General features: G+C 50.9%; 23 protein-coding genes and 1 other annotated feature. Of the genes, 12 read left to right on the top strand and 11 right to left on the bottom strand.

Translation table 11 applies throughout. The annotated features are described in order from the left end of the window. The first annotated feature begins 5 nt into the window (after positions 1-5). Together AC6ESO_RS06610 and AC6ESO_RS06605 are read left to right on the top strand one after the other, a co-directional pair. Entirely contained in the window at positions 6-965 is a 960-nt protein-coding gene (locus AC6ESO_RS06610; protein ID WP_497090684.1) for an alpha/beta fold hydrolase, read from the top strand. 15 nt (positions 966-980) lie between these two features. After that, positions 981-1,640, top strand: a complete 660-nt coding sequence (locus AC6ESO_RS06605; protein ID WP_497090683.1) for an SGNH/GDSL hydrolase family protein — start codon at positions 981-983, stop codon at positions 1,638-1,640. 91 nt (positions 1,641-1,731) lie between these two features. Here AC6ESO_RS06605 and AC6ESO_RS06600 read toward each other — a convergent pair whose 3' ends face one another. Then, positions 1,732-2,991 (bottom strand): methyl-accepting chemotaxis protein, encoded by a 1,260-nt coding sequence (locus AC6ESO_RS06600; RefSeq protein ID WP_497090682.1) that lies wholly within the window; start codon positions 2,989-2,991, stop codon positions 1,732-1,734. Positions 2,992-3,239: 248 nt separating this feature from the next. On the opposite strand from AC6ESO_RS06600, the gene AC6ESO_RS06595 reads away from it, so the two are divergent. Continuing rightward, on the top strand, positions 3,240-3,656 hold the full coding sequence (locus AC6ESO_RS06595) for an O-methyltransferase (protein ID WP_497090681.1): 417 nt from the start codon (positions 3,240-3,242) through the stop codon (positions 3,654-3,656). Positions 3,657-3,724: 68 nt separating this feature from the next. Here the strand turns inward: AC6ESO_RS06595 and AC6ESO_RS06590 are convergent, their stop codons facing one another. From AC6ESO_RS06590 to AC6ESO_RS06580, 3 genes are all read right to left on the bottom strand, one after another. Continuing rightward, positions 3,725-3,931 carry a small, acid-soluble spore protein, alpha/beta type gene (locus tag AC6ESO_RS06590; protein ID WP_495461233.1) on the bottom strand — a complete coding sequence of 69 codons (207 nt, stop codon included), beginning with the start codon at positions 3,929-3,931 and terminating at the stop codon, positions 3,725-3,727. A 93-nt stretch (positions 3,932-4,024) separates the two neighbouring features. Beyond that, positions 4,025-4,351, bottom strand: a complete 327-nt coding sequence (locus AC6ESO_RS06585) for a DUF1980 domain-containing protein (RefSeq protein WP_497090680.1) — start codon at positions 4,349-4,351, stop codon at positions 4,025-4,027. A gap of 16 nt (positions 4,352-4,367) precedes the next feature. Further along, on the bottom strand, positions 4,368-5,288 hold the full coding sequence (locus tag AC6ESO_RS06580) for a permease (protein ID WP_494818367.1): 921 nt from the start codon (positions 5,286-5,288) through the stop codon (positions 4,368-4,370). Positions 5,289-5,455: 167 nt separating this feature from the next. Then, positions 5,456-5,713: a binding site (T-box leader), on the top strand. 103 nt (positions 5,714-5,816) lie between these two features. On the opposite strand from AC6ESO_RS06580, the gene trpS reads away from it, so the two are divergent. Next, positions 5,817-6,806: a tryptophan--tRNA ligase gene (gene trpS / locus AC6ESO_RS06575; protein WP_497090679.1), complete on the top strand. Its 990-nt coding sequence runs from the start codon at positions 5,817-5,819 to the stop codon at positions 6,804-6,806. Between the two features lie 43 nt (positions 6,807-6,849). On the opposite strand, the gene AC6ESO_RS06570 is transcribed toward trpS, so the two are convergent. Next, on the bottom strand, positions 6,850-7,026 hold the full coding sequence (locus AC6ESO_RS06570) for a DUF5325 family protein (RefSeq protein ID WP_494818369.1): 177 nt from the start codon (positions 7,024-7,026) through the stop codon (positions 6,850-6,852). A gap of 117 nt (positions 7,027-7,143) precedes the next feature. On the opposite strand from AC6ESO_RS06570, the gene AC6ESO_RS06565 reads away from it, so the two are divergent. Beyond that, positions 7,144-7,374, top strand: a complete 231-nt coding sequence (locus tag AC6ESO_RS06565; protein ID WP_475782101.1) for an alpha/beta-type small acid-soluble spore protein — start codon at positions 7,144-7,146, stop codon at positions 7,372-7,374. A gap of 182 nt (positions 7,375-7,556) precedes the next feature. Here AC6ESO_RS06565 and AC6ESO_RS06560 read toward each other — a convergent pair whose 3' ends face one another. Then, entirely contained in the window at positions 7,557-8,543 is a 987-nt protein-coding gene (locus AC6ESO_RS06560; RefSeq protein ID WP_497090678.1) for a metal-dependent hydrolase, read from the bottom strand. 281 nt (positions 8,544-8,824) lie between these two features. On the opposite strand from AC6ESO_RS06560, the gene AC6ESO_RS06555 reads away from it, so the two are divergent. Continuing rightward, on the top strand, positions 8,825-9,142 hold the full coding sequence (locus AC6ESO_RS06555) for a hypothetical protein (protein ID WP_497090677.1): 318 nt from the start codon (positions 8,825-8,827) through the stop codon (positions 9,140-9,142). Here AC6ESO_RS06555 and gerQ read toward each other — a convergent pair. Both gerQ and AC6ESO_RS06545 read right to left on the bottom strand, forming a co-directional pair. Further along, positions 9,099-9,617, bottom strand: coding sequence for a spore coat protein GerQ (gene gerQ / locus AC6ESO_RS06550; protein WP_497090676.1), 519 nt, complete (start codon positions 9,615-9,617; stop codon positions 9,099-9,101). The two genes, AC6ESO_RS06555 and gerQ, sit on opposite strands and share 44 nt — an antisense overlap. A gap of 45 nt (positions 9,618-9,662) precedes the next feature. After that, a complete protein-coding gene (locus AC6ESO_RS06545; protein WP_210656411.1) occupies positions 9,663-10,085 on the bottom strand; it encodes a cell wall hydrolase in 423 nt (140 codons plus the stop codon). A 316-nt stretch (positions 10,086-10,401) separates the two neighbouring features. Between AC6ESO_RS06545 and cyoE the strand changes: the two genes are divergently transcribed. Genes cyoE through AC6ESO_RS06530 form a run of 3 tightly spaced genes read left to right on the top strand, consistent with a single transcriptional unit; the run spans position 10,402 to position 12,822 of the window. After that, positions 10,402-11,262 (top strand): heme o synthase, encoded by an 861-nt coding sequence (cyoE, locus tag AC6ESO_RS06540; protein ID WP_494818374.1) that lies wholly within the window; start codon positions 10,402-10,404, stop codon positions 11,260-11,262. 11 nt (positions 11,263-11,273) lie between these two features. Next, positions 11,274-11,894: an SCO family protein gene (locus tag AC6ESO_RS06535; protein WP_497090675.1), complete on the top strand. Its 621-nt coding sequence runs from the start codon at positions 11,274-11,276 to the stop codon at positions 11,892-11,894. A gap of 1 nt (position 11,895) precedes the next feature. After that, on the top strand, positions 11,896-12,822 hold the full coding sequence (locus AC6ESO_RS06530; protein WP_497090674.1) for an AEC family transporter: 927 nt from the start codon (positions 11,896-11,898) through the stop codon (positions 12,820-12,822). 34 nt (positions 12,823-12,856) lie between these two features. On the opposite strand, the gene AC6ESO_RS06525 is transcribed toward AC6ESO_RS06530, so the two are convergent. The 3 genes from AC6ESO_RS06525 to AC6ESO_RS06515 form a co-directional block, all read right to left on the bottom strand. Continuing rightward, positions 12,857-13,231 carry a DNA primase gene (locus AC6ESO_RS06525; RefSeq protein WP_091221147.1) on the bottom strand — a complete coding sequence of 125 codons (375 nt, stop codon included), beginning with the start codon at positions 13,229-13,231 and terminating at the stop codon, positions 12,857-12,859. A 110-nt stretch (positions 13,232-13,341) separates the two neighbouring features. Next, the gene (locus AC6ESO_RS06520) at positions 13,342-13,470 is read right to left on the bottom strand and encodes a hypothetical protein (RefSeq protein WP_494818377.1); all 129 of its coding nucleotides are present in this window, start codon (positions 13,468-13,470) and stop codon (positions 13,342-13,344) included. A 127-nt stretch (positions 13,471-13,597) separates the two neighbouring features. After that, the gene (locus AC6ESO_RS06515) at positions 13,598-14,803 is read right to left on the bottom strand and encodes an MFS transporter (RefSeq protein ID WP_497090673.1); all 1,206 of its coding nucleotides are present in this window, start codon (positions 14,801-14,803) and stop codon (positions 13,598-13,600) included. 184 nt (positions 14,804-14,987) lie between these two features. Here AC6ESO_RS06515 and AC6ESO_RS06510 point away from each other — a divergent pair, with 184 nt between their 5' ends. The 3 genes from AC6ESO_RS06510 to AC6ESO_RS06500 are packed head-to-tail and all read left to right on the top strand — an operon-like array spanning position 14,988 to position 18,801. Beyond that, complete coding sequence (locus AC6ESO_RS06510; RefSeq protein ID WP_494818379.1) at positions 14,988-15,443, top strand: hypothetical protein; 456 nt, start codon at positions 14,988-14,990, stop codon at positions 15,441-15,443. Positions 15,444-15,503: 60 nt separating this feature from the next. After that, entirely contained in the window at positions 15,504-16,685 is a 1,182-nt protein-coding gene (locus AC6ESO_RS06505; RefSeq protein ID WP_497090672.1) for a transglutaminase domain-containing protein, read from the top strand. Positions 16,686-16,707: 22 nt separating this feature from the next. Continuing rightward, complete coding sequence (locus AC6ESO_RS06500) at positions 16,708-18,801, top strand: peptidoglycan D,D-transpeptidase FtsI family protein (RefSeq protein WP_497090671.1); 2,094 nt, start codon at positions 16,708-16,710, stop codon at positions 18,799-18,801. Positions 18,802-19,206 lie beyond the last annotated feature (405 nt).

The following is a 19,206-nucleotide window of genomic DNA, read 5'->3' as shown; positions in this document are numbered from 1 at the left end:
AGAACATGCCAGCCATTGATATGCCGTTACATGAATTGAAAACGTATTCAGGAATCAATCCAAAACCTGCTGACTTCGATGCATACTGGGATCGCGCTTTAGCGGAGATGCACGAGACCGATGCTTCCGTAGAACTTATTCCAAGTGCTTTCCAAACGCCGCAGGCGGAATGCTTCGATCTTTACTTTACCGGCGTCAAAGGCGCTCGTGTTCATGCGCAGTACGCGCGTCCTCGGAACGCGGCAGCGCCACACCCTGCAGTGGTTCAATTTCACGGCTATACCGGCCATTCCGGCGATTGGACCGAACGTCTTGCTTATGTATCGCTTGGCTATTCCGTGTTCGCGATGGATTGCCGCGGTCAAGGCGGTAAGTCTGAAGATACCGGCAGCGTAAAAGGCAACACCCATCATGGCCACATCATCCGCGGGCTTGACGATGAGCCGGATCAGCTGCTATTCCGCCACATCTTCCTCGACACGGCTCAGCTTGCAGGCATCGCGCTGAATATGCCTGAGGTCGATCCAAGCCGAGTTTATGCCATGGGCGGCTCGCAAGGCGGCGCCTTGACGATCGCATGTGCGGCGCTGGAGCCGAGAGTAGCCAAGCTTGCGCCCGTATTCCCGTTCCTCAGCGACTATAGACGCGTATGGGAAATGGATCTGGCCAAGGACGCGTATCATGAGCTGCGTACTTACTTCCGTCATTTCGATCCGCAGCATGAGCGCGAGGATGAAATTTTCACGAAGCTGGGTTACATAGACATTCAGCATTTAGCAAACCGGATTCAAGGCGAGGTGCTGATGGGCGTGGGTCTAATGGACACGATCTGCCCGCCATCCACGCAATTTGCGGCCTATAACAAGATTACATCGAAGAAGCGTCTTGAAATTTTCCCGGACTTTGGCCATGAAGGGCTGCCGGGCTTGAATGATAAAATTATGCAGTTTTTCTTAGCGGAATAGGGGAGGTCGACGTTTATGTTGTTAGAGGTGAAAGATAAGCTTGTTATGATTGGAGATTCCATCACGGATTGCGGCCGGGCGCGGCCTGTTGGAGAAGGGCTGTTCGATGCCATTGGCAAAGGATATGTCGGCCTTGTCGATGCCTTGCTGACAGCCGCTTATCCGGAGCGCGGTATTCGCGTTGTGAACGTCGGAACAAGCGGCAATACCGTGCTTGATTTGAAGGCGCGCTGGCAGGCGGATGTGCTGGATCAGAAGCCGGATTGGCTCTCGATCATGATCGGCACCAACGATGTATGGCGTCAATTTGATACGCCTCTTATTACAGAATCGCATGTGTACCCGGAAGAGTATGCGGCAACACTGGAGGAACTCGTCGTTCAGACAAGGCCGAAGCTGAAAGGGCTTGTACTGATGACGCCTTTCTACCTTGAACCGAATCCAAACGATGCGATGAGAGCTCAGATGGATCGTTACGGCGCAATCGTACGCGAAATTGCCGCTAAACACGATGCATTATTCGTGGATACGCAAGCTGCCTTCAACCGGGTGATGGAGCACATCTACCCGGCTACAATCGCATGGGATCGCGTTCATCCGAGTCAAGCAGGCCATGCCGTGCTTGCAAGAGCTTTCCTGCAAGCAGTAGGTTTCGATTACTCGCAAGGGCTATAATCCCGTTATTACAACAAGAAGACCTCCCGATCTACCAGCAGAACGCTGGAGCGGGAGGTCTTCTTTTATGTTCGTATAGCTATGTATCGCATTAGATTTTGAAAATCGACATCGTACGCTGCAGCTGCATAACCGTCTGCTGCATCTTCTCGGTTTCCGTAACGACTGCTTGCACGGAGCCGATTTGGTCATTCATCGAAGCCGAGACTTGCTCTGTTCCGGCTGCGGATTGCTGCGTGATTGCCGAGATGCTCTGGATGGCGCTTGAAATTTTGCGGGCGCTCTCCATCATTTGATCACTCTCGCCGGAGAACTGGGCAATTTGCTCGGTAATAAATTCAACGCTCGTTACGAGCTCCGTGAATATCACTTCAGAATCGCGAAGCATCTTCATTTGGAGCTGAACAACCTCTTCGTTAACTTTAATGTTCTGGATGGCCTGTTTAACGCCGGTATCAATGCTGCGAACCAGGTTAAACACTTCCTTCGTCGAAGAAGTGGATTCTTCGGCGAGCTTACGGACTTCCTGCGCAACGACTGCGAATCCGCGGCCATGCTCACCGGCGCGTGCCGCCTCAATGGAGGCATTCAGCGACAACAGGTTCGTTTGTTCCGCCAAGTCGGAGATGGTGCGGGTAATAGCGGAGATACCGGCCGCTTTGCGTGCCAGCTCTTCGATCGCTTCAGAAACCTGCGAGGTTGCCTCGACGTTGCGGGACATCCCGGTCGATTGGCTTTCAACAGCTTGCCGTCCGCGTTCAACCAGCGTTAATGTCTGCTCGGAGCGTTCGTTCATCACTTTGGTGGAGTGAGCGTAAGAGGACACTTTGTCTTCGATCTCGCGGATGGAGTCAGCCATGTCGCCGACATCCTCGGAAATTTGATTCGCCCCGGTTGCAAGCTCTCCGGCAGAAGCGGCTACTTGCTCCATGACTTTCTTCAAATCGATATTTTTATCAAAAATGCTGCGGCTTGTATCATTGACGATTCTTGAAATGGTCGAGGTTTCTTTCAAAATATCGCGGAGCTTGTCCACCATACTGTTGAAGGAATGGCCGAGCTCACCCAGAGATGCGGAGGAGGATACATCGACCTTCTGCGTGAAATCGCCTTTCGCGATACCGAATGCGATCGAGGTCATTTCATCGATCGATGATGTAAGCGCTGTCTCGATAACCCTGACAAGAGGGAACGCAGCGGCTGCGGCAAGTACAATGATGACTAATCCTAGTATGAGACTTCCGCCAGTAAGTGCAAGGCCAAGCAATAACGCGATGGAAAATGTGGCAACAATCGTGTAACAGCCGACAAGGAGCTTGTTTCGGATAGATAAGGAATGGAACCATTGCATCGTGGAAGCTCTCCTTTATATGGAATAGTTATATTATAGCACCACAGTACTTTTTGTCTATATTCGTCTATATCGGTATGAATATGTCGAAAGAACGAGATCCATTTGTAATGTAGATGTCGAAAGAACTAAAAGTTTGTAATGTTTTTGTATAATTATTATTGTGCGATCGAATATCTTGTCATATAATGGGCCTATTGGATGACTTGGAAAAATCATCTAAATAAGGATCGCGGAGGCGGAAACCTATGAATTTGGATACAATGCCTTTAACTCGTCAAGTGGACTTCGTCTTTAAGCAATTGGAAGAGGAACTTCTTCACGCTCAAGCAGGAACTGTAATCATTCAAATTCGAAATAACGTGGTCGGTAAATATGGCATTCGTCATCATCCGATTGAAAGCCGAAACGGCCACATCGGTCAGTCAGAGCAGGGTATGACGCAAGTACAGGTCCAGGCCTTCAGGCAGATGGCGATCGATTCCATCAAACTGAAGCGGAACTGGACCCATGGCGAAATTATGTATGATTTCTCGGTACGCTCCGGCTCCTCCGGTGCATGGTCAGCCAGCATCATGTTCGAGAGTAATTACAACATGGCCAGCAGCATGTTCCGGTATACGCCTAAATTTGCTCAGCATGCTTTCCGGGATGCTCCTTCATAGAACACAGCAAAAAGCTGCCTCGGCACTCTGGGGCAGCTTTTTATTTGCCTAATTTCGGCGATTTACGATTAACGCGAAGATCTGCCAGCAAGTTGCATTTCTGCAATTTCAACAAGTTTGCGAGTAATGTTTCCGCCGATATAACCAGCATCACGAGTTAACATGTCGCCATAGTATCCGTCTTGAGCGAAAGAAATGCCAAGACTTCTTGCTACTTCATATTTCATTTGATCTAGCGCTGCGCTAGCCCCAGGTACGACCAAGTTGGAAGCCATCGTAATCACCTCCTTTGTGTACCCTTAGTATGGATTCACTGGAAGCTTTTATACGAAAAGTTTGGCATGATTTAGAATGTAATTTTTTCCAATTTACATGATGAAGCCAAGCGCAAGCGGGAGCAGGAACAAACCATAATAGAAGATATTTGCGAGCGTAGAGGAAGAAGGGTCATGGTTGCAGTCACATGCGGCAGCATCAACGCCGCGCCAGCTGTCCCAAGCGGAATGAAGCTGGAAGATGGCCGTTGCGAAGAGACCCATTGCAGCAAGCTTCACATAGAGGCTAAGGGCAGGCTCCACATATTGAAGCAGGCTTCCTGTTCGAACCAAGAAGATAATGAATATACCGAAGCAAGTCAGAATGCAGCATCTGATCAGGTGGTGGATGACGGCTCTGCGCTGCGCGGTCGATAACATTTTCGACGCCTCCTTATTATCGGAATATCAGTTTCTCTGTCACGATGGACAAGAACCATATTGCAGCTACCAAGTATAAACTGATCGCGATAATCACCTTGCTGCGGAATGCTGAGAAGAGCATCAGCAAGCTCTTCACATCGACCATCGGGCCGAATACCAGAAACCCGAGAAGCGCGCCAGGACCCAAGATGCCATGAAACGACGAAGCGACAAAAGCATCCGAGGTGGAGCAAAGCGACAATGCGAATGCGGCGCCCATCATGAAGATATTCGCTGCAGCCGGGTGCTCGCTGAACGAGAGGAGTACGCTCTGATCAACTGTCGATTGCACAATGGCCGTTAGGAAAGCGCCGATAATCAAAAATTTGCCGATATCAAAGAACTCATCGGAGGCATGGTTGAAGGTGGCGTGAATACGTTCGCGGAAGCCGCTGTTCAAGCTGCCGTAATTGTAATTATGGCCATAGGCGGACTCGCCGGAGCGTCCTCCTGTAAACGAATGCATGCCGAGCTTGAGCGGATTGCGCTTCATGAAACGAACCATGAGCAGACCAAGCAGCATGCACACTACGAAAGCAAGTCCAATCCGAGAGTAGGCCATGGACGGCTGGGAGCGGAAGGCGCTCAGCGTCGAAGCAAACACGATGGGGTTAATGATTGGACCGGCGAAAATAAAGACCATTCCGATATAAGGAGGCATTCCTTTGCGAATCAGCCGCCTCACCACGGGAATCATGCCGCATTCGCACAAGGGGAGCAGCAGTCCGAGCAAGCAGCCGAATAAGACGCCAACAAGCGGATGGCGCGGCGTCATTCGCGCGATCATCGCGTCCGAGACAAACACCTGCAGGAGCGCGGAGAAGAATACGCCGAGCAGAATGAAAGGGAAGGCTTCTATAATGATGCTGATGAATATATGCTGGAAATCATGCATGATGAATCGAGGTCTCCTTTCGGGCGAGGAATAGGCCAGGCTATTCCCTACGTTACAAGGTATGCTTGAAGTGAGCCAAGCAGGACAGCCGCCCGGAGACATTTTTCACAATGAACAAATAGGCGCAGAGCGCTCTTGACTTTTCATCCGGAGGGAGTATAATTCACGTAAATGCAATGATGGGAAGAAGTAAGCGGGAATTGATGCTTCAGAGAGCCGGTGGGTGGTGCGAACCGGTGCATGCGTCCGACTGCCGAATGGATCCTTGAGCAGAGATGAGGAAAGCGGTTCGATGGGACCTGCCGTATGCGTCTTCGTTTCGCTTCGCGTTAGGAAGCTTGAGGTTTACAGAGCAGAGCGCGTATTTCACACGCAATCGCTGCTTGTAAACAAATTAGGGTGGCACCACGGTCCTCGTCCCTTGCGGCGGAGGGCTTTTTTTGCGTTCAATTTTGGCGCTCCAACAAGGGTCAAGGGTTACAACAAGTGATTTCAACAAACCAATCCAACATAAGGGAGGAACCGACTATGCCACGCGTATTATCCGGCATTCAGCCAAGCGGTCAATTGACACTCGGCAACTACATCGGTGCGATTCAAAACTTTGTTAAACTGCAGGAAACCCATGAATGTTACTTCATGGTCGTAGACTTGCATGCGATTACGGTGCCTCAGGAACCGGCGGCGCTCAGAGAGCAGACGGAATCGGTTGCGGCGCTGTTCATCGCAGCAGGCATTGATCCTGCTAAGGCGAGCGTATTCGCGCAATCTCATGTATCTGCGCATGCGGAGCTCGGCTGGTTGTTTACGACGCTTGCCTATATGGGGGAGCTGGAGCGGATGACGCAATTCAAAGACAAATCAACAGGCAAGGACTCCGTCGGCGCCGGTCTGTTCGTTTATCCGACGCTGATGGCTGCCGACATTCTCATGTACAATGCGGACCTCGTACCGGTTGGCGACGATCAGAAGCAGCATCTGGAGCTTACGCGCGACCTGGCGCAGCGCTTTAATCAACGTTACGGCGAAATGTTCACCATTCCGGAGCCGTACATTCCGAAAGTTGGCGCTCGCATCATGTCGCTCGATGACGGCACGAAGAAGATGAGCAAGAGCAATCCGAACCCGGCCAGCTACATCGCGCTGCTGGATCCGCCTGATGTGATCCGCAAGAAAATCAGCCGTGCAACAACCGATTCCGGCCGCGAGGTAAAGTTCAACCCAGCCGAGAAGCCGGAAGTCAGCAACCTGATGAGCATCTACTCGCATTGTGCGGGGCTTACACTTGATGAAATCGAAGCGCGCTACGATGGGCAAGGATACGGGGCATTCAAGAAGGATCTGGCGGAGCATGTTGTTGCGAAGCTTGAGCCGCTGCAGCAGCGTTATGCGGAAATTCGCAGCTCCGGTGAAATTCATGAAATTCTGAAGCAAGGCGCAGAGCGCGTGTCGGTCATTGCCGATAAGACGCTTCGCGATGCGAAAGAGAGAATGGGCTTCCTTCTGCCTCGGTCTTAAGTTTCCTATATTGTAAGAAGCAAAACGCCGCAGGCAAGGGACTTTACCCTTGATTGCGGCGTTTCATTTTGGCATTTACGACAAATCCGGCACCGATACTGCAGATGGTTAATATGAACATCAGCACGGCAAGCCACCCATTATAGCTAATGGAAATAGCTGTCGCGCTCATGAGCAATACCGAAAAAATCGCGAAAAACAAGGCCATTGGCTTCGACATTCGAGCACTCTCCTTAACCTTATAAAATTGTTTATAAACTTTAGCATATTCTTCTCGCAAACGAATCATAATAAGTTTGCAACACACCATCGTAAGAGATGAAAGGAGAAATTCCACATGGCAGGACAACAATCTCGTAGCAGCAATACGCTGGTCGTACCGCAAGCAACCGCAGCGCTTCAACAAATGAAGTTTGAGGCAGCGCAAGAGTTGGGTATTCAAATTCCTTCAGACGGCTACTATGGCAACGTCTCGACTCGGGACGCAGGTTCATTGGGCGGATACATCACTCGTAAACTCGTCCAAATTGCGGAACAGCAACTATCGGGTCAATCCAACTACCGCTAGAACGCTGCTAAGCAACAAATAATTACCGAAGAGTAACAGTCAGAAGCTCAAGGGCAGCCTTGAGCTTCTGCTTTGTGTGTCTGCGCGGCCGAATGTACTTATTGTTTCTTTCGATTAAGCTTCTTAAACTAAACGAACAAGCGAAAAGCCTCTTCTATTGTGCAAGAAGAGGCTTCTCTAAGTCAATACGTATTCATTCTCAGCCGCTTCTGCAGCCGATCCTCGCTTAACCACCCGACATAAGAGCCTAACGTCTTATATTCGGTATCCATCAGCAGCACCCCGACAAAAGGATATTGCTTGCGATGACGATAGCGTACATCCGACCAGCGCACCTCATAGCCCCAAGGATGCTCCTGCACCTCGGCGCAGGCGAAGGAGGTGAAGTAGAGAAAAGCGCGAATGGAATGATCGTTCTTGGACTTCTCCACTGCCGGATGGTCCGAACATTTCGCCCGGTCCATCCAGCGCAGCTTGCCGTTCCGATAGTCACCGATTAAGAAGGAGTCGTCGGGGCGGCGTTTCACGACATTCCAATCATATAAGGATATGGTTGGAATCAGAATATAACGGTCTCCGGCTTCATGCACGGTATCGATGCGCACGAGCTGTTTCTGCAGTGCGCGATGGGCTGCCGTTCGCCAGCAATAATAGACAATTAAGAAGGCGTAGAGCAGCGGGAATACAATTTGCGGATTACCGATCTTAAGCCCCCACATCACAATCGCAATGAGATGGGCCAAGAAGATAACCGGGTCGAAAATATGGATAATGTTCCAGGAAATCCATTTCTGATTAAATGGCCGCATGGCCTGCGTACCGTACGTATTGAACAAGTCTACGAATACATGGACGACGACCGCGAGCAGTACCCAGCCGCCGAGATGAAGCCATGGAAGCTGAAAGCGAAAGACCGTTTGGAGCAGCAATGTGATCAGCGCGGCCCAAATGCCAATGGCCGGCAGGGAATGCGATGCGCCGCGATGGTTTCGAATGTAAGCCGCATTGCTCTTGAATCGAAGCAATCCGTCGAGATCGGGAGCTTGTGAGCCAAGCACTGTGCCGATCAGAACGGCGGCATAGAGCGTTTGGTCGGAGGCGACGACCGGATCGACTGAGGCGAGCCCCGCGAGTCCAAGTCCCATGACCAAATGCGTTCCGCTATCCATACAGGGAACCTCCTCGTGTTAGCATATGCCTTGGTGTGGAAATGCACAATTTGTGTCAATATAAGAAAGTATAAGTGTCTCACCTTATACTAACCTTATATCTCACCGGAATGAAACACGCTGCACCTCCAAGAGGACGGCGGCAGCCGTTTCACTTCGATACTTTTATATGTACGCTTAAGTATTTTCCGAATCGTGGGCGATTATAACTAAATATTTGTTAACGCCGAAATGGGCCGCGTTAGGCTAACTAAATTTACCGTCGAAGGGAATAACTGTACATGTATATCTGTTTCGTAGAATATCATATCGCACCTGAAAATGAAGCTTTGTACCGACGCTGGATATCGGACAAGCCCGGCAATGGCGAGGCGTTCAAGCTGTATGAAGGCACGGATCAGCCGCTGCTCTTCGTCGAGGTATGGGAAGCGGCGAGCGAAGAAGAAGCGCTGGACATCAAAAAAGAACGCTGCGGGGAGCGTTCTTCTTGGCATGAGATGTCACAGTGGGTGCCGGGCGGCAGCCCTAAAGTCCACGCATGGACCTTTAAACCGATTAGCGGCCTGTCGGTACCGGCGTCACCGGCGTCGTATTTGTAATGGTTTGGCCGTTAAACGTGTACTCGTAGTTGATCGGGCCATCGAATGTAACGTAATCGAGATTAAGCGTAAGCAGTAAGTAACGCATTCCTGTCGACGGATCGCTGATGATGATATGATCGCGTCCAGCGGCTTCGATGATACCGCGGAATACTTTGGCGTTCCATTCCCGGTTGTTCTCGTACGTCATATAAAAGGTAGCCATTTTACCGCGGTTCATCCGCAGAATATTCTCTACATAAGACTCTTCACTCGCCGGGATTGTAACGACATTACCGCCGGCCGGTGTAACGAATGAACCGCTCGGTACCATTGGCGGAGCCATAGAAGCACCTGCTACGAAAGGCGTTGGCACCGGTGTAGGCATTGGTGTCGCTGTCGGATGCTGGTAGTAGCCGTAGCCATACCCTCCTCCCGGAAACCCTCCCGTATTTGCTGGACTAACCGCTGTATTGTACCCATAACCGTTTGACATAAGAATTAATTCCTCACTTTCGCTTTATCAACTTTAAAGGGATCATTAATAAACTGCCGGACACTCGCTCTGTTTCGGAGAATAGAAGCAATGCGCCTTGAATTTACCAACGAGCCTCTGATCCCACCATGTTGGAGGGCAGCTGCCGGCCGGCCGGAAGTACCATAATGAGTTCGTTGAAGGCCATAAACGCTCACCGTTTATAACGCGTTTGGCCAGCGCGATCTCATTGTCTCTGGCAGCTTGATAGAAATAGCCTTTCTGCGTTGCTTCGAATCCCCCGGGGCTTTGGTATACCATCTGTTGAATGGTGCGAATGTTTTTGAAGTCGATACAGTTACCCAGCACTCGGTTGACACCAACATTACCCACCATCAACATGCCCTGGTTGCCTTCGCCTTCAGCTTCAGCGCGGAGGAGCCTTGCAAGCAGTTTGACTTCTTCGGAGTTGGATTTGATAGCTGCCATATCGCCTGGATTCCACTTCCTTTCGATCAACTATAAGCAAGTATTCGTACTCGCCATACTTTGCTTATATTGCTGAGGGAAGAAACTTGCATCGCCACAAGAATGGCGAAAAGCCGTTTCTTCTTGCGGTGGGCCATTGACCACATTGATAGTGTATTGAGAAATGGGCAAAATGGTTCCATAAGGTGTCAAATTCATGAACAAGAACCGCGAACATTGTCAACAGCTTGTTTTTTCGGTATGATAAAGAACGATTTTAAAACAAAAAAGATGGGTTAATTTTCACTCATAGGCATTGGAAGCGGGGAGACTGGCTGTGTTTAAAGAATATGTGGCCCTGACAAAACCGAACCTGGTACGATTGAATGCTTTCGCGGGGTTTGGCGGGTTTTGGGTCGCTTCCAAATGGGATATTGATTGGTTGCTGCTGCTCTACATGCTGATAGGATCGGTACTCACGATGGCTTCGGCATGTGTCATTAATAATTACTGGGATCGTGAGCTGGACAAGAAGATGGAACGCACGAAGAATCGCGCGCTTCCGACCAATCGACTGAGTCCGACCAACGTTTTGGTGTACGGTATCGTACTTGGGATTGCAGGCGTTACCGTGCTGTTCACCTTGGTGAACCCGATTAGCGGCTGGCTTGGATTGCTTGGGTTTTTCGTGTACGTCGTTATTTACACCATGTGGCTGAAGCGCACTTCGACTTGGAGCACGTCCATTGGCGGCGTTTCAGGCGCGATGCCTCCGGTAATCGGCTACTGCGCGGTAACCGGCGTTGTAGATGAAGGCGCATGGCTGTTGTTCGCATTACTGTTTCTGTGGCAGCCGGCTCATTTCTGGTCGCTTGCGATTAGACGGGTGGAAGAATATCGTGCGGCAGGTTTTCCTTTGCTGCCGGTCGTCAAAGGCGTTCATCGCACGAAGCTGCAAATGAACCCATACATTCTGCTGTTGATTCCAACAGGAATTTTGTTCTTCACTTATGGTTACGTTGGTTATGCGTTTCTCATCATTTCGCTTCTTGGCGGGGTGCTCTGGCTGGTACATACCTTGATCGGACTGAAGGCACAGGATAACAACAAGTGGGCGAAAACGAATTTCATTATTTCCATTAACTATTTGATGATTGTATTTCTAGTCATGATCGTCGATACGAACGGCATCGGTTAGGAGGGCGATTCATGCCTATTGTACGCAAATACGGATTTACGATTGCTGTGCTGGCGCTATGTTTGGTCATGGGACTTTACTTGTATCTCTCGTCATCGAAGGAAGCGAAGCCGAATTTAGACCAGAATTTGAAGGCGCCGAACTTTCAACTGACGGATTTGGACGGCAAACAAGTAACGCTTGATGATTCAGACGGCAAAGTACGCGTCATCTATTTCTTCTATGCCAACTGTCCGGACATCTGCCCGCCGACGACTTATCTGATGACGCAGGTGCAGGATAAGCTCAAGGAGAGCGGAACATTCGGCAAAGACGTAGAATTCATGTCGATTACCTTCGATCCGAAGCGTGATACGGCGGAGGCGATGCGGAAATTCGCCGGGAAGTTTGACATCGATACGAGCGGCTGGAAGTTCCTCCGCGAAGACAGCGAGGAACAGACGAAGCAGCTGATGAAGGACTTCGGACTCGGTCTTATCAAGGATGAGGCAACAAACCTATTCACGCATACGGACACGATCACGTTCGTGGACCGCAAAGGCGTTGTGCGTAAATATTTAACGGGCTCGATCGACGAAACGCAAAGTCCGGAGAAGATCGTTAAAGTCATAGATGCATTGGTTGAAGAGTAGCATGGCCATATTCTTATCGATATTATGGAACAACATCATCCCGTTGTCAGTCATGATTGCTATAGGCATCACGCTGCATCGGGTTTTTTCTTTGGACATCAAAACCTTATCCAAGCTGAACTTTTACTTATTTTCGCCGGCTATTATTTTTAAATTATTGTATACGACGGAAGTAACCTTGAAATCGGCGATGACCGTCCTGCTGTTCTTCGTCGTCTTTATGGGGCTTATGTATGCTTCTGTGGAAGCGGTCATTCGGCTGAAGGGAATTGCCGGGGGGCGGCGCGGGGCGATGCGAAACAGCGTGCTGTTCTATAACAGCGCGAACTACGGCATACCGCTTAATGAACTTGTGTTCGCTTCTAATCCATACACGCTATCGATCCAAGTGCTGATCATGATGCTGCAGGCGCTGCTGCCGAACACTTACGGCATCTACAGCGTCAATGCGCATCGAATCAGCGGCAAAGAGATTATACGGACGATTCTCAAGCAGCCGGTCATCTATGCGATCCCGCTCGGGTTTCTGATGCGAGGCTTTCATATCCCGATCCCGCATGCTTTATCCGTACCGCTTGATTATTCGGCTAATGCGTTTATCGGCACGGCGCTGGTTACCCTTGGCGTACAGCTGGGGAGTATGAAGTTTTCCGTTCACAGCTTCATGGTGAAGGAAGTGCTGATCTCATGCAGCATGCGACTTTTGCTCGGACCGCTATTGGCCTTTGTCGTGGTGTGGCTGCTTGGACTGGAAGGGCTGATGGCACAGGCGCTCATTGTATCCTCAAGTGTCCCGACCTCACTGTCCAGTGTTCTGCTCGCAGTGGAATTCGACAACGAGCAGGAATTTGCTTCGCAGGCCGTGCTTGCTTCTACCGTACTAAGTATCGTAACTGTTACGCTTGTGATCTTCGTATTGAACGTTTAGCTTCTTGCAATTATAGAAATCGGCTACTTAGAACTTAGAACCCATCTTCTTTACTCCATATGGCGGTGCCTTGAGCAGGATACACGATGTATTCCTCGAGGCCCGCTTTTTCTAATTGTTCGATTAAGTACTCCTCAGGCGTCTTCTCCACGCCGGGAAATCCGCGCCGCGTATGGATATGGTCCGCATCGGGGAACGCATCCCGCAGCATGCCTCTGATTCGTCTGCCGGAAGCATCATTATCGGTGAAAATGTACGCGTGACGGTCACCGACCTGTCTGCGCAGCTTCTCGATTTGATTGACACCGGGGGTGCCCATCGTGCAGAAAATCGGAGTCTCCTCCGCAAGCACACGGCGCAGCCGGCTTCTGTCGTTCTTGCCCTCTACAATGATGGCGATATCATCCATCGCAGTGCTCACCTCTTTCCACCATTTTATAATATTGTATACCAACTTGAAAAACGAAAAACGGCTTGCCGATTGGCAAGCCGTTATGTCCGTGATCTAGGAGGTGTGGATTAGTACCAACCGCCACAGCCGCAAATTACAATGACCAGCAGGATGAAAAGCACCAGGATGGAACCAGCTGAGGTAAATGCGCCATGATGGCCATGTCCTCCGCGTTCAGCATCTACGAATTGAGACATTGTGAATGTCACCCCTCTTTCGCATGATGTCTAACAGGGCGTTTGGGGCTCTGCTTCACTGAGTAAAGCATTCTAGCCTCTTGCCACACTGTAATGTATGCCCCTGAGTGATAACAGCCCTGTGCAACTACCCAGTTCCGGAAAAATGGGCGCTGGAGCTTGATCCACCGGCTTTCGTAGGCGAAGCATAGAACGGGAGCACGCAAACGGCGATCATGAGGCTGAGGAAAGCGATATAGTAGGGCGAGATAAATTCGCGCAGCTGCCCGGCAAGCATCGGACCCATGAAGGCGCCGATGGAGAAGGCGATGGATAAGATCGAGAACATGCGGCCATATCGGGTCCCGCCGCTTCGTTCGATGAGGAGCGAGGAGAGCGCCGGGAATATGACGCCTTTGGCCATGCCGACGAATAGCAGCAGAACCATGAACGGAAGCGGGACACCGGCTGCGATGGCAAAATAAGTGAGTGCCAGCATGAAGGCTCCCCACAGCGAGCGTAGAAATGGCGATAGCTTGTTGAGAAACAACATGCTTAACGTGAACAAGGCGCCGAGGCTGACAATGGAGAACAGCAGCCCTGTCGTCATCATTCCTTCCTTCGTGGTCGACATGAGCGGCAGCTCGAAGGAAAGGATGCCCTGTGCGCAGCTCATCGCAATCGGCAGAATGAAGATTAGCCATGGAATGGGAGGCGGCGCCTCCTCTTTCCCTCCACGCATGCCAAGCGCCTCGGCATTCGCTTGCGCTGCCAGCGCTTTGGACTCCGGCGTAGTTGCTTTCAAAGGCGCCAATTCGCGAATGAAGAACAGTGCGCATACAGCCGTTACAATAAGAATCCAGCCGAGCACGTTGAAAGCCGTCGTGAAGCCAATCTGCGCAACGAGATAAGCGCCGACCGCAGGCGAGATGACCGATGCGACGGTATGCACCAGGCCATTGCCGGCCATGAGCTTGCGCTGCCGGATTTGGCTTGTGGCAATGCGCGCGAGCAGCGACATGCAGGCAGGGGATAGAAAGGCGAGCACGAAGCCGCTGATCGAACGGAGGACCAGCAGCTGCCAAGGATTCGTCACCATGGCTTGCAGCAGCAGGATGCCGCCTGCCGCGGCTAGGCTGAAGACGATAAACAATCGGCTGCCGTAGCGGTCGACCCCATAGCCGGCTATGAGATTGCCCGGCAGATGGGTGATGGAGTAAAGTCCCATCATCAGTCCGATGAAGGACGGCGCCGCGCCGATCGACACGGCAAATGGGGTTAAGATGGGATACTGCGCATGTAAATCAAAGAACGCCACAAACAGAAACAAATACAGCCAAATCGCAGTTTTCACGGGAATCCTCCTTCGGATTTGCATAAACGCGCAGGTATATCCATGTGGACAGTATGTTACTACTTGTACGCTTGGCCGGGCTGTGATATGTCTCGGAGGCCCACTTGGTTTACGCTGGTAGGGTCATGGGTTATAATGTTTTGTATGTAGACTTTTTGGCGGGTATAATGGAGGAGACCAATCGATGGGCTTGGATTTTAACTATGATTTGGACACGTATGTACAATTCTTCAAGGACAAATGGCTATTTCTGGTTATAGCGCTTGTTGTGCTGTTCATCGTCGTTCGTATTGTAAAGACCGTCGTGAAATGGCTGATCGTTGTGGCCATTCTTGCCGGCGTCGTATTTTATAGCGGACATTCGCTTGAAGAATTGAAGAATCTCGGATCCGAGCTCGGTACGAAGGTAGCGGACAGCGTGAAGCAAGAGGCGATCTCGGCGATGGCCGGCGAAGCGCAGGATGCTACGTTTACAACGAACAGTGACGGAACGTTTACGGTGAAGACGAAGAACCTGGAGCTTAACGGCACGCCGGGCGAGAAAGAAGTGAAAGTGGCCTTCCGCGGTACGTCGCTTGGCACCTGGAAGATCGATGCGACAATTCAATCCTTAATTGATCAAGCAAAGAAGAACGTCTAGACAAGGGCTGTATGAAGGACAAGCCTGATTGCGTTTAGGCGAAAGGAAGGAGGCTTCATCATGAATGCTTGGGTCGCTCCCTTAATGAAACCGGAACCGGTTGCGCTCATGGTGCTGATTATCCTGCTTGGCTCATTCATTCAAGGCATGAGAAGAGGTGCGTCGGGATCCGCGAAGCACCTTTTCTTTTTTATTTGGCAAGCAGTTTCGGTCGTAATTGCACTTGTGCTTGCCGGTAGAGGTGCTTCGCGGCTATCTCCGGTAGTCCGTGATTGGCTGGAGGCCAGGCACATTATCGTGCCGAAGGAAGAGCTCAGTGCAGTGAAAGAATTATGGTACACGATAGTAACCAGCTTGCGGGATTTTGAGCTGCTGCGATTCGGCGTGCTGTTTCTGGTGCTTTATTCGCTTGTCCGCTATTTGCTTCGCCTGCTTGAGCCGCTATGCTACATGCTCTATGATGCGCTGATACAGCCGGCGAACCATGCGGAAAGGGTGAGTCGGAGCAGCCGAAATTCCGCTTACGGCAAGCTCTCGGGAACAGCGAGTAGGACAACCGGGGCATTAATCGGCGCGCTGCTTGGCGGCGGAAGAGCGTTTCTTGTCATTGCTGTGTTGTTTGTGTATGTTACGCTTGCTCCTCATGCATTAGGTGCGGATGCAATTCGGGCTTCGGCAATTTACAATAAGACAGCCGCGGAGCTGCTGGACCCGGTGGCCGGCGATGTGTTGAAGCGGGGACCGGTCATTACCGATGCGGTCCAGGCTGAGTTTCGCCGTGTGCTGCAGCGCAAATATGAGGTCATCGATGCAGCGGTTCCTGCCAACATCGAGGCAGCTGCGGCAGAAGTGACGAAGCATTCGAATAATGACGAGGCGAAAGCGCGGGCACTCTATGACTGGATTGGCTCGCGAATTGCATATGACTGGGATAAAGCCAATAATTATGTAGAGCAAGGGGTTTGGAAAGAACAAACGCCAACTGAAACTTTTGATACCCGAAAAGGCGTCTGTATAGATGTGGCTAGATTGTATGCTGTGATGGCGCGTTCAGTGGGGCTTGATGTGCGGGTAGTTACAGGACTCGGCGCAACGGGTAACGGTAGTTATGGACCCCATGCGTGGAATGAAGTGCGTTTGGCAAGCAGCGGGGCTTGGATACCGCTAGACGCAACATGGGCCTCCTCAGGCGATTGGTTTAACCCGGCTGGGTTCTCGAGCACGCATATAAGGGAAACTTGACCGTGTAGAAAGGAGATTTATAGTGGTGCAGGATGATCCGCAGAAGCGGGAGATTGTGAACCGGCGAAATTTTTCGTTTCGGTTGAACTTATTCTTTTTTGCTACGTTTTTTGTGTTCAGTGTACTTATTGTTCGGTTAGCTATTTTGCAGTTTGTAGAAGGGCCCTCTCTTCGTGAGGAAGAAGAGAAGAGGGGCTCGAAGGATGTCCTAATCCCGCCGATTCGCGGCAATATTTATGATTCGGGCGGTGCGCCGATTGCTTATTCCACTTCAACGCAGTCGCTCCACTACAGCATTGAGCCGGGAACGAAGAAAGCAGATTCTATCGCAATGGCCCAGAAGCTGTTTGAAGTTTTTCAGAAATACGGCAATGCGAAGACCGCGGTGACATTAGAACAAATTATTAAAAATATGGACTTGGATTACAAGAAAAATACGGTTACCGTCCCTAGGCGCATCAAGAGCGGGCTGACTCAGCAAGAGATCGCCTATTTCATGGAGAACCGCGACTTGTATCCGGGGATCGATATCGTTGAGGAAAGCATTCGTCATTACGATACGAGCAAGTTTGCCGTCCAACTGGTCGGCTATTTGAAGAAATTCGGCGGCGGCGCAGAGAACAATCTGTATAAGGACCGCGCCAAAACCGACGATCCTCGCCTGAAATATTTGCAGCAGGAGGATGTCGGCTACGACGGACTGGAGTATATGTTCCAGGATGTGCTGCGGGGCAAGAACGGATTGAAGACGTATCCGGTTAATGCTGCAAGCCGTGTTATCGGACCGCCGGTCATTACGAAGCCGGATAAAGGCGACAACGTGTATCTGACCATCAACCGCCACGTTCAGGAAGTAACGGAACAAGCGATTATGGATCAGCTTCATTTTCTGCAGACTACGCCGGATCGTGAACGGCATGAAGATAATGCGAAAACCGGTTATGCGGTAGCGATGGAAGTAAAGACCGGTAAAATCATTGCGATGGCCAGTATGCCGGATTACGATCCGAATATCTGGGAAGGCGGCACGATCAGCAAGGATGATTATGACAGCATCCAGTACGTGCTGCAGAACGGTACGATCAGTTCGGTCATCGGCCCATACAGTGATCCGAAGGAGCAGCGCAAGCATCCGTCTTCGGTTGTCTTCTTAGGCTCGACGCAGAAACCGCTGTCGGTTCTGATCGGTTTGAATGAGAAGCTGTTTACGACGACTACATCTTATACGGATACAGGCTCCTTCTACTACGGAAGAGCAGGCTCGACACGTCGGCGGATCGGGAATGCCAAAGGGCATGTGTACGGAAGATTGGATCCGGCATCGGCGATTTCCCATTCCTCTAACCCCTTCATGGCTCAAATGGTCGGGGATGCCCTTTACCGCAAGAATCCGAAGGACGGCGTAGAAATCTGGGATTCCTATGTGAAGCAATTCGGACTTGGCGTAAATACGGAGAGCGGGCTCCACAACGAGAGCAGAGGCGTTATCGGTTACTTCCATGAGAAAGAGGCTGCCAGCGTGCAGTCCGCGCTTATTCTGGCCTCCTTTGGCCAAATGGGGCGTTATACGACGCTGCAGCTCGCACAGTACGCAGCAACGCTTGCGAGCCACGGCAAACGGATGAAACCGCAGTTTGTAAAAGAAATCCGCGATGCCGATGGCAAGGTTGTGCAGAACTTCCAGCCTGAAGTGCTCAATACGATCAACTTCCCCGACAAATACTGGGATGAAATTGAGAAGGGGATGCTGAATGTTAGCGTGACCGAGTTCAACAACGCGCCGTACAAGGTGCTCCGCAAAACAGGAACATCCCAGCAGCAGGTAAGCGGAGCGACGGTGGAGAACTCCGTGTTTATCGCGTCTGCTCCTGCAGAAGATCCGGTCATTGCGGTAGCCGTTGTTATTCCGGAAGGCGGCTTCGGTGCGTTTGGAGCGGCTCCGGTTGCGCGTAAGATGCTCGACGCGTACGACGATGCGATCGGCTTGAACGGTGTGCCGAAGAAGCCGAAGGTGCCGGCGGCGCCACCGACGACGGGAACCACCGGAACTACAGGTACCACCGGGACTCCGGCTGGCACGACTGCGCAGAATGGCAAGACGAATACAACTCCATAATGTTGCTGTTCCTTACGAATATAAGGGGTTGTCCCGAAGTCAATCTGGCTTCCGGGACAGCCCTTTTTATGTGCTCATCAAGTTGCACGAGAGAAACATTTTTGCATAAGATAAAACATGAAAGGATGCCATCCATTACCGCAAGGGGGGATCCATATGCGCCGTTCCAAGAAGCACGCCGCCATTCGCCGCCTGCTTTATGCTATTTTATTGCTAACCGGTACACTTCTGGGGATATAACAGCAAGATGCAACACAAATAGCACAAGATTGTATAACGCGTTTACGTGCAGGACTCACTATAATTAGAAAAGGTTCCAAATGCGATTGCCGCCGCCTACAGGGCAGGTTTGGATTCTGTTCAGAATGTGCTAAAATTGGTACATTGATCGCTTGCAGCAGCTGC

Source organism: Paenibacillus rhizoryzae, assembly GCF_059686995.1.
This window is presented reverse-complemented; position numbering and strand designations above follow the sequence as displayed.

Bases quoted from the DNA above. Each gene is read 5' to 3' on its own strand.
- AC6ESO_RS06590 (WP_495461233.1), bottom strand. From the start codon at position 3,931: ATGGCTTCCAACTTGGTCGTACCTGGGGCTAGCGCAGCGCTAGATCAA.
- AC6ESO_RS06565 (WP_475782101.1), top strand. From the start codon at position 7,144: ATGGCAGGACAACAATCTCGTAGCAGCAATACGCTGGTCGTACCGCAA.
- AC6ESO_RS06530 (WP_497090674.1), top strand. From the start codon at position 11,896: ATGGCCATATTCTTATCGATATTATGGAACAACATCATCCCGTTGTCA.
- AC6ESO_RS06505 (WP_497090672.1), top strand. From the start codon at position 15,504: ATGAATGCTTGGGTCGCTCCCTTAATGAAACCGGAACCGGTTGCGCTC.
- AC6ESO_RS06610 (WP_497090684.1), top strand. From the start codon at position 6: ATGCCAGCCATTGATATGCCGTTACATGAATTGAAAACGTATTCAGGA.
- AC6ESO_RS06510 (WP_494818379.1), top strand. From the start codon at position 14,988: ATGGGCTTGGATTTTAACTATGATTTGGACACGTATGTACAATTCTTC.
- AC6ESO_RS06595 (WP_497090681.1), top strand. From the start codon at position 3,240: ATGAATTTGGATACAATGCCTTTAACTCGTCAAGTGGACTTCGTCTTT.
- AC6ESO_RS06560 (WP_497090678.1), bottom strand. From the start codon at position 8,543: ATGGATAGCGGAACGCATTTGGTCATGGGACTTGGACTCGCGGGGCTC.
- AC6ESO_RS06580 (WP_494818367.1), bottom strand. From the start codon at position 5,288: ATGCATGATTTCCAGCATATATTCATCAGCATCATTATAGAAGCCTTC.
- AC6ESO_RS06525 (WP_091221147.1), bottom strand. From the start codon at position 13,231: ATGGATGATATCGCCATCATTGTAGAGGGCAAGAACGACAGAAGCCGG.
- gerQ (WP_497090676.1), bottom strand. From the start codon at position 9,617: ATGTCAAACGGTTATGGGTACAATACAGCGGTTAGTCCAGCAAATACG.
- AC6ESO_RS06605 (WP_497090683.1), top strand. From the start codon at position 981: ATGTTGTTAGAGGTGAAAGATAAGCTTGTTATGATTGGAGATTCCATC.
- AC6ESO_RS06545 (WP_210656411.1), bottom strand. From the start codon at position 10,085: ATGGCAGCTATCAAATCCAACTCCGAAGAAGTCAAACTGCTTGCAAGG.
- AC6ESO_RS06555 (WP_497090677.1), top strand. From the start codon at position 8,825: ATGTATATCTGTTTCGTAGAATATCATATCGCACCTGAAAATGAAGCT.
- AC6ESO_RS06535 (WP_497090675.1), top strand. From the start codon at position 11,274: ATGCCTATTGTACGCAAATACGGATTTACGATTGCTGTGCTGGCGCTA.
- AC6ESO_RS06600 (WP_497090682.1), bottom strand. From the start codon at position 2,991: ATGCAATGGTTCCATTCCTTATCTATCCGAAACAAGCTCCTTGTCGGC.
- trpS (WP_497090679.1), top strand. From the start codon at position 5,817: ATGCCACGCGTATTATCCGGCATTCAGCCAAGCGGTCAATTGACACTC.
- AC6ESO_RS06585 (WP_497090680.1), bottom strand. From the start codon at position 4,351: ATGTTATCGACCGCGCAGCGCAGAGCCGTCATCCACCACCTGATCAGA.
- AC6ESO_RS06520 (WP_494818377.1), bottom strand. From the start codon at position 13,470: ATGTCTCAATTCGTAGATGCTGAACGCGGAGGACATGGCCATCATGGC.
- AC6ESO_RS06570 (WP_494818369.1), bottom strand. From the start codon at position 7,026: ATGTCGAAGCCAATGGCCTTGTTTTTCGCGATTTTTTCGGTATTGCTC.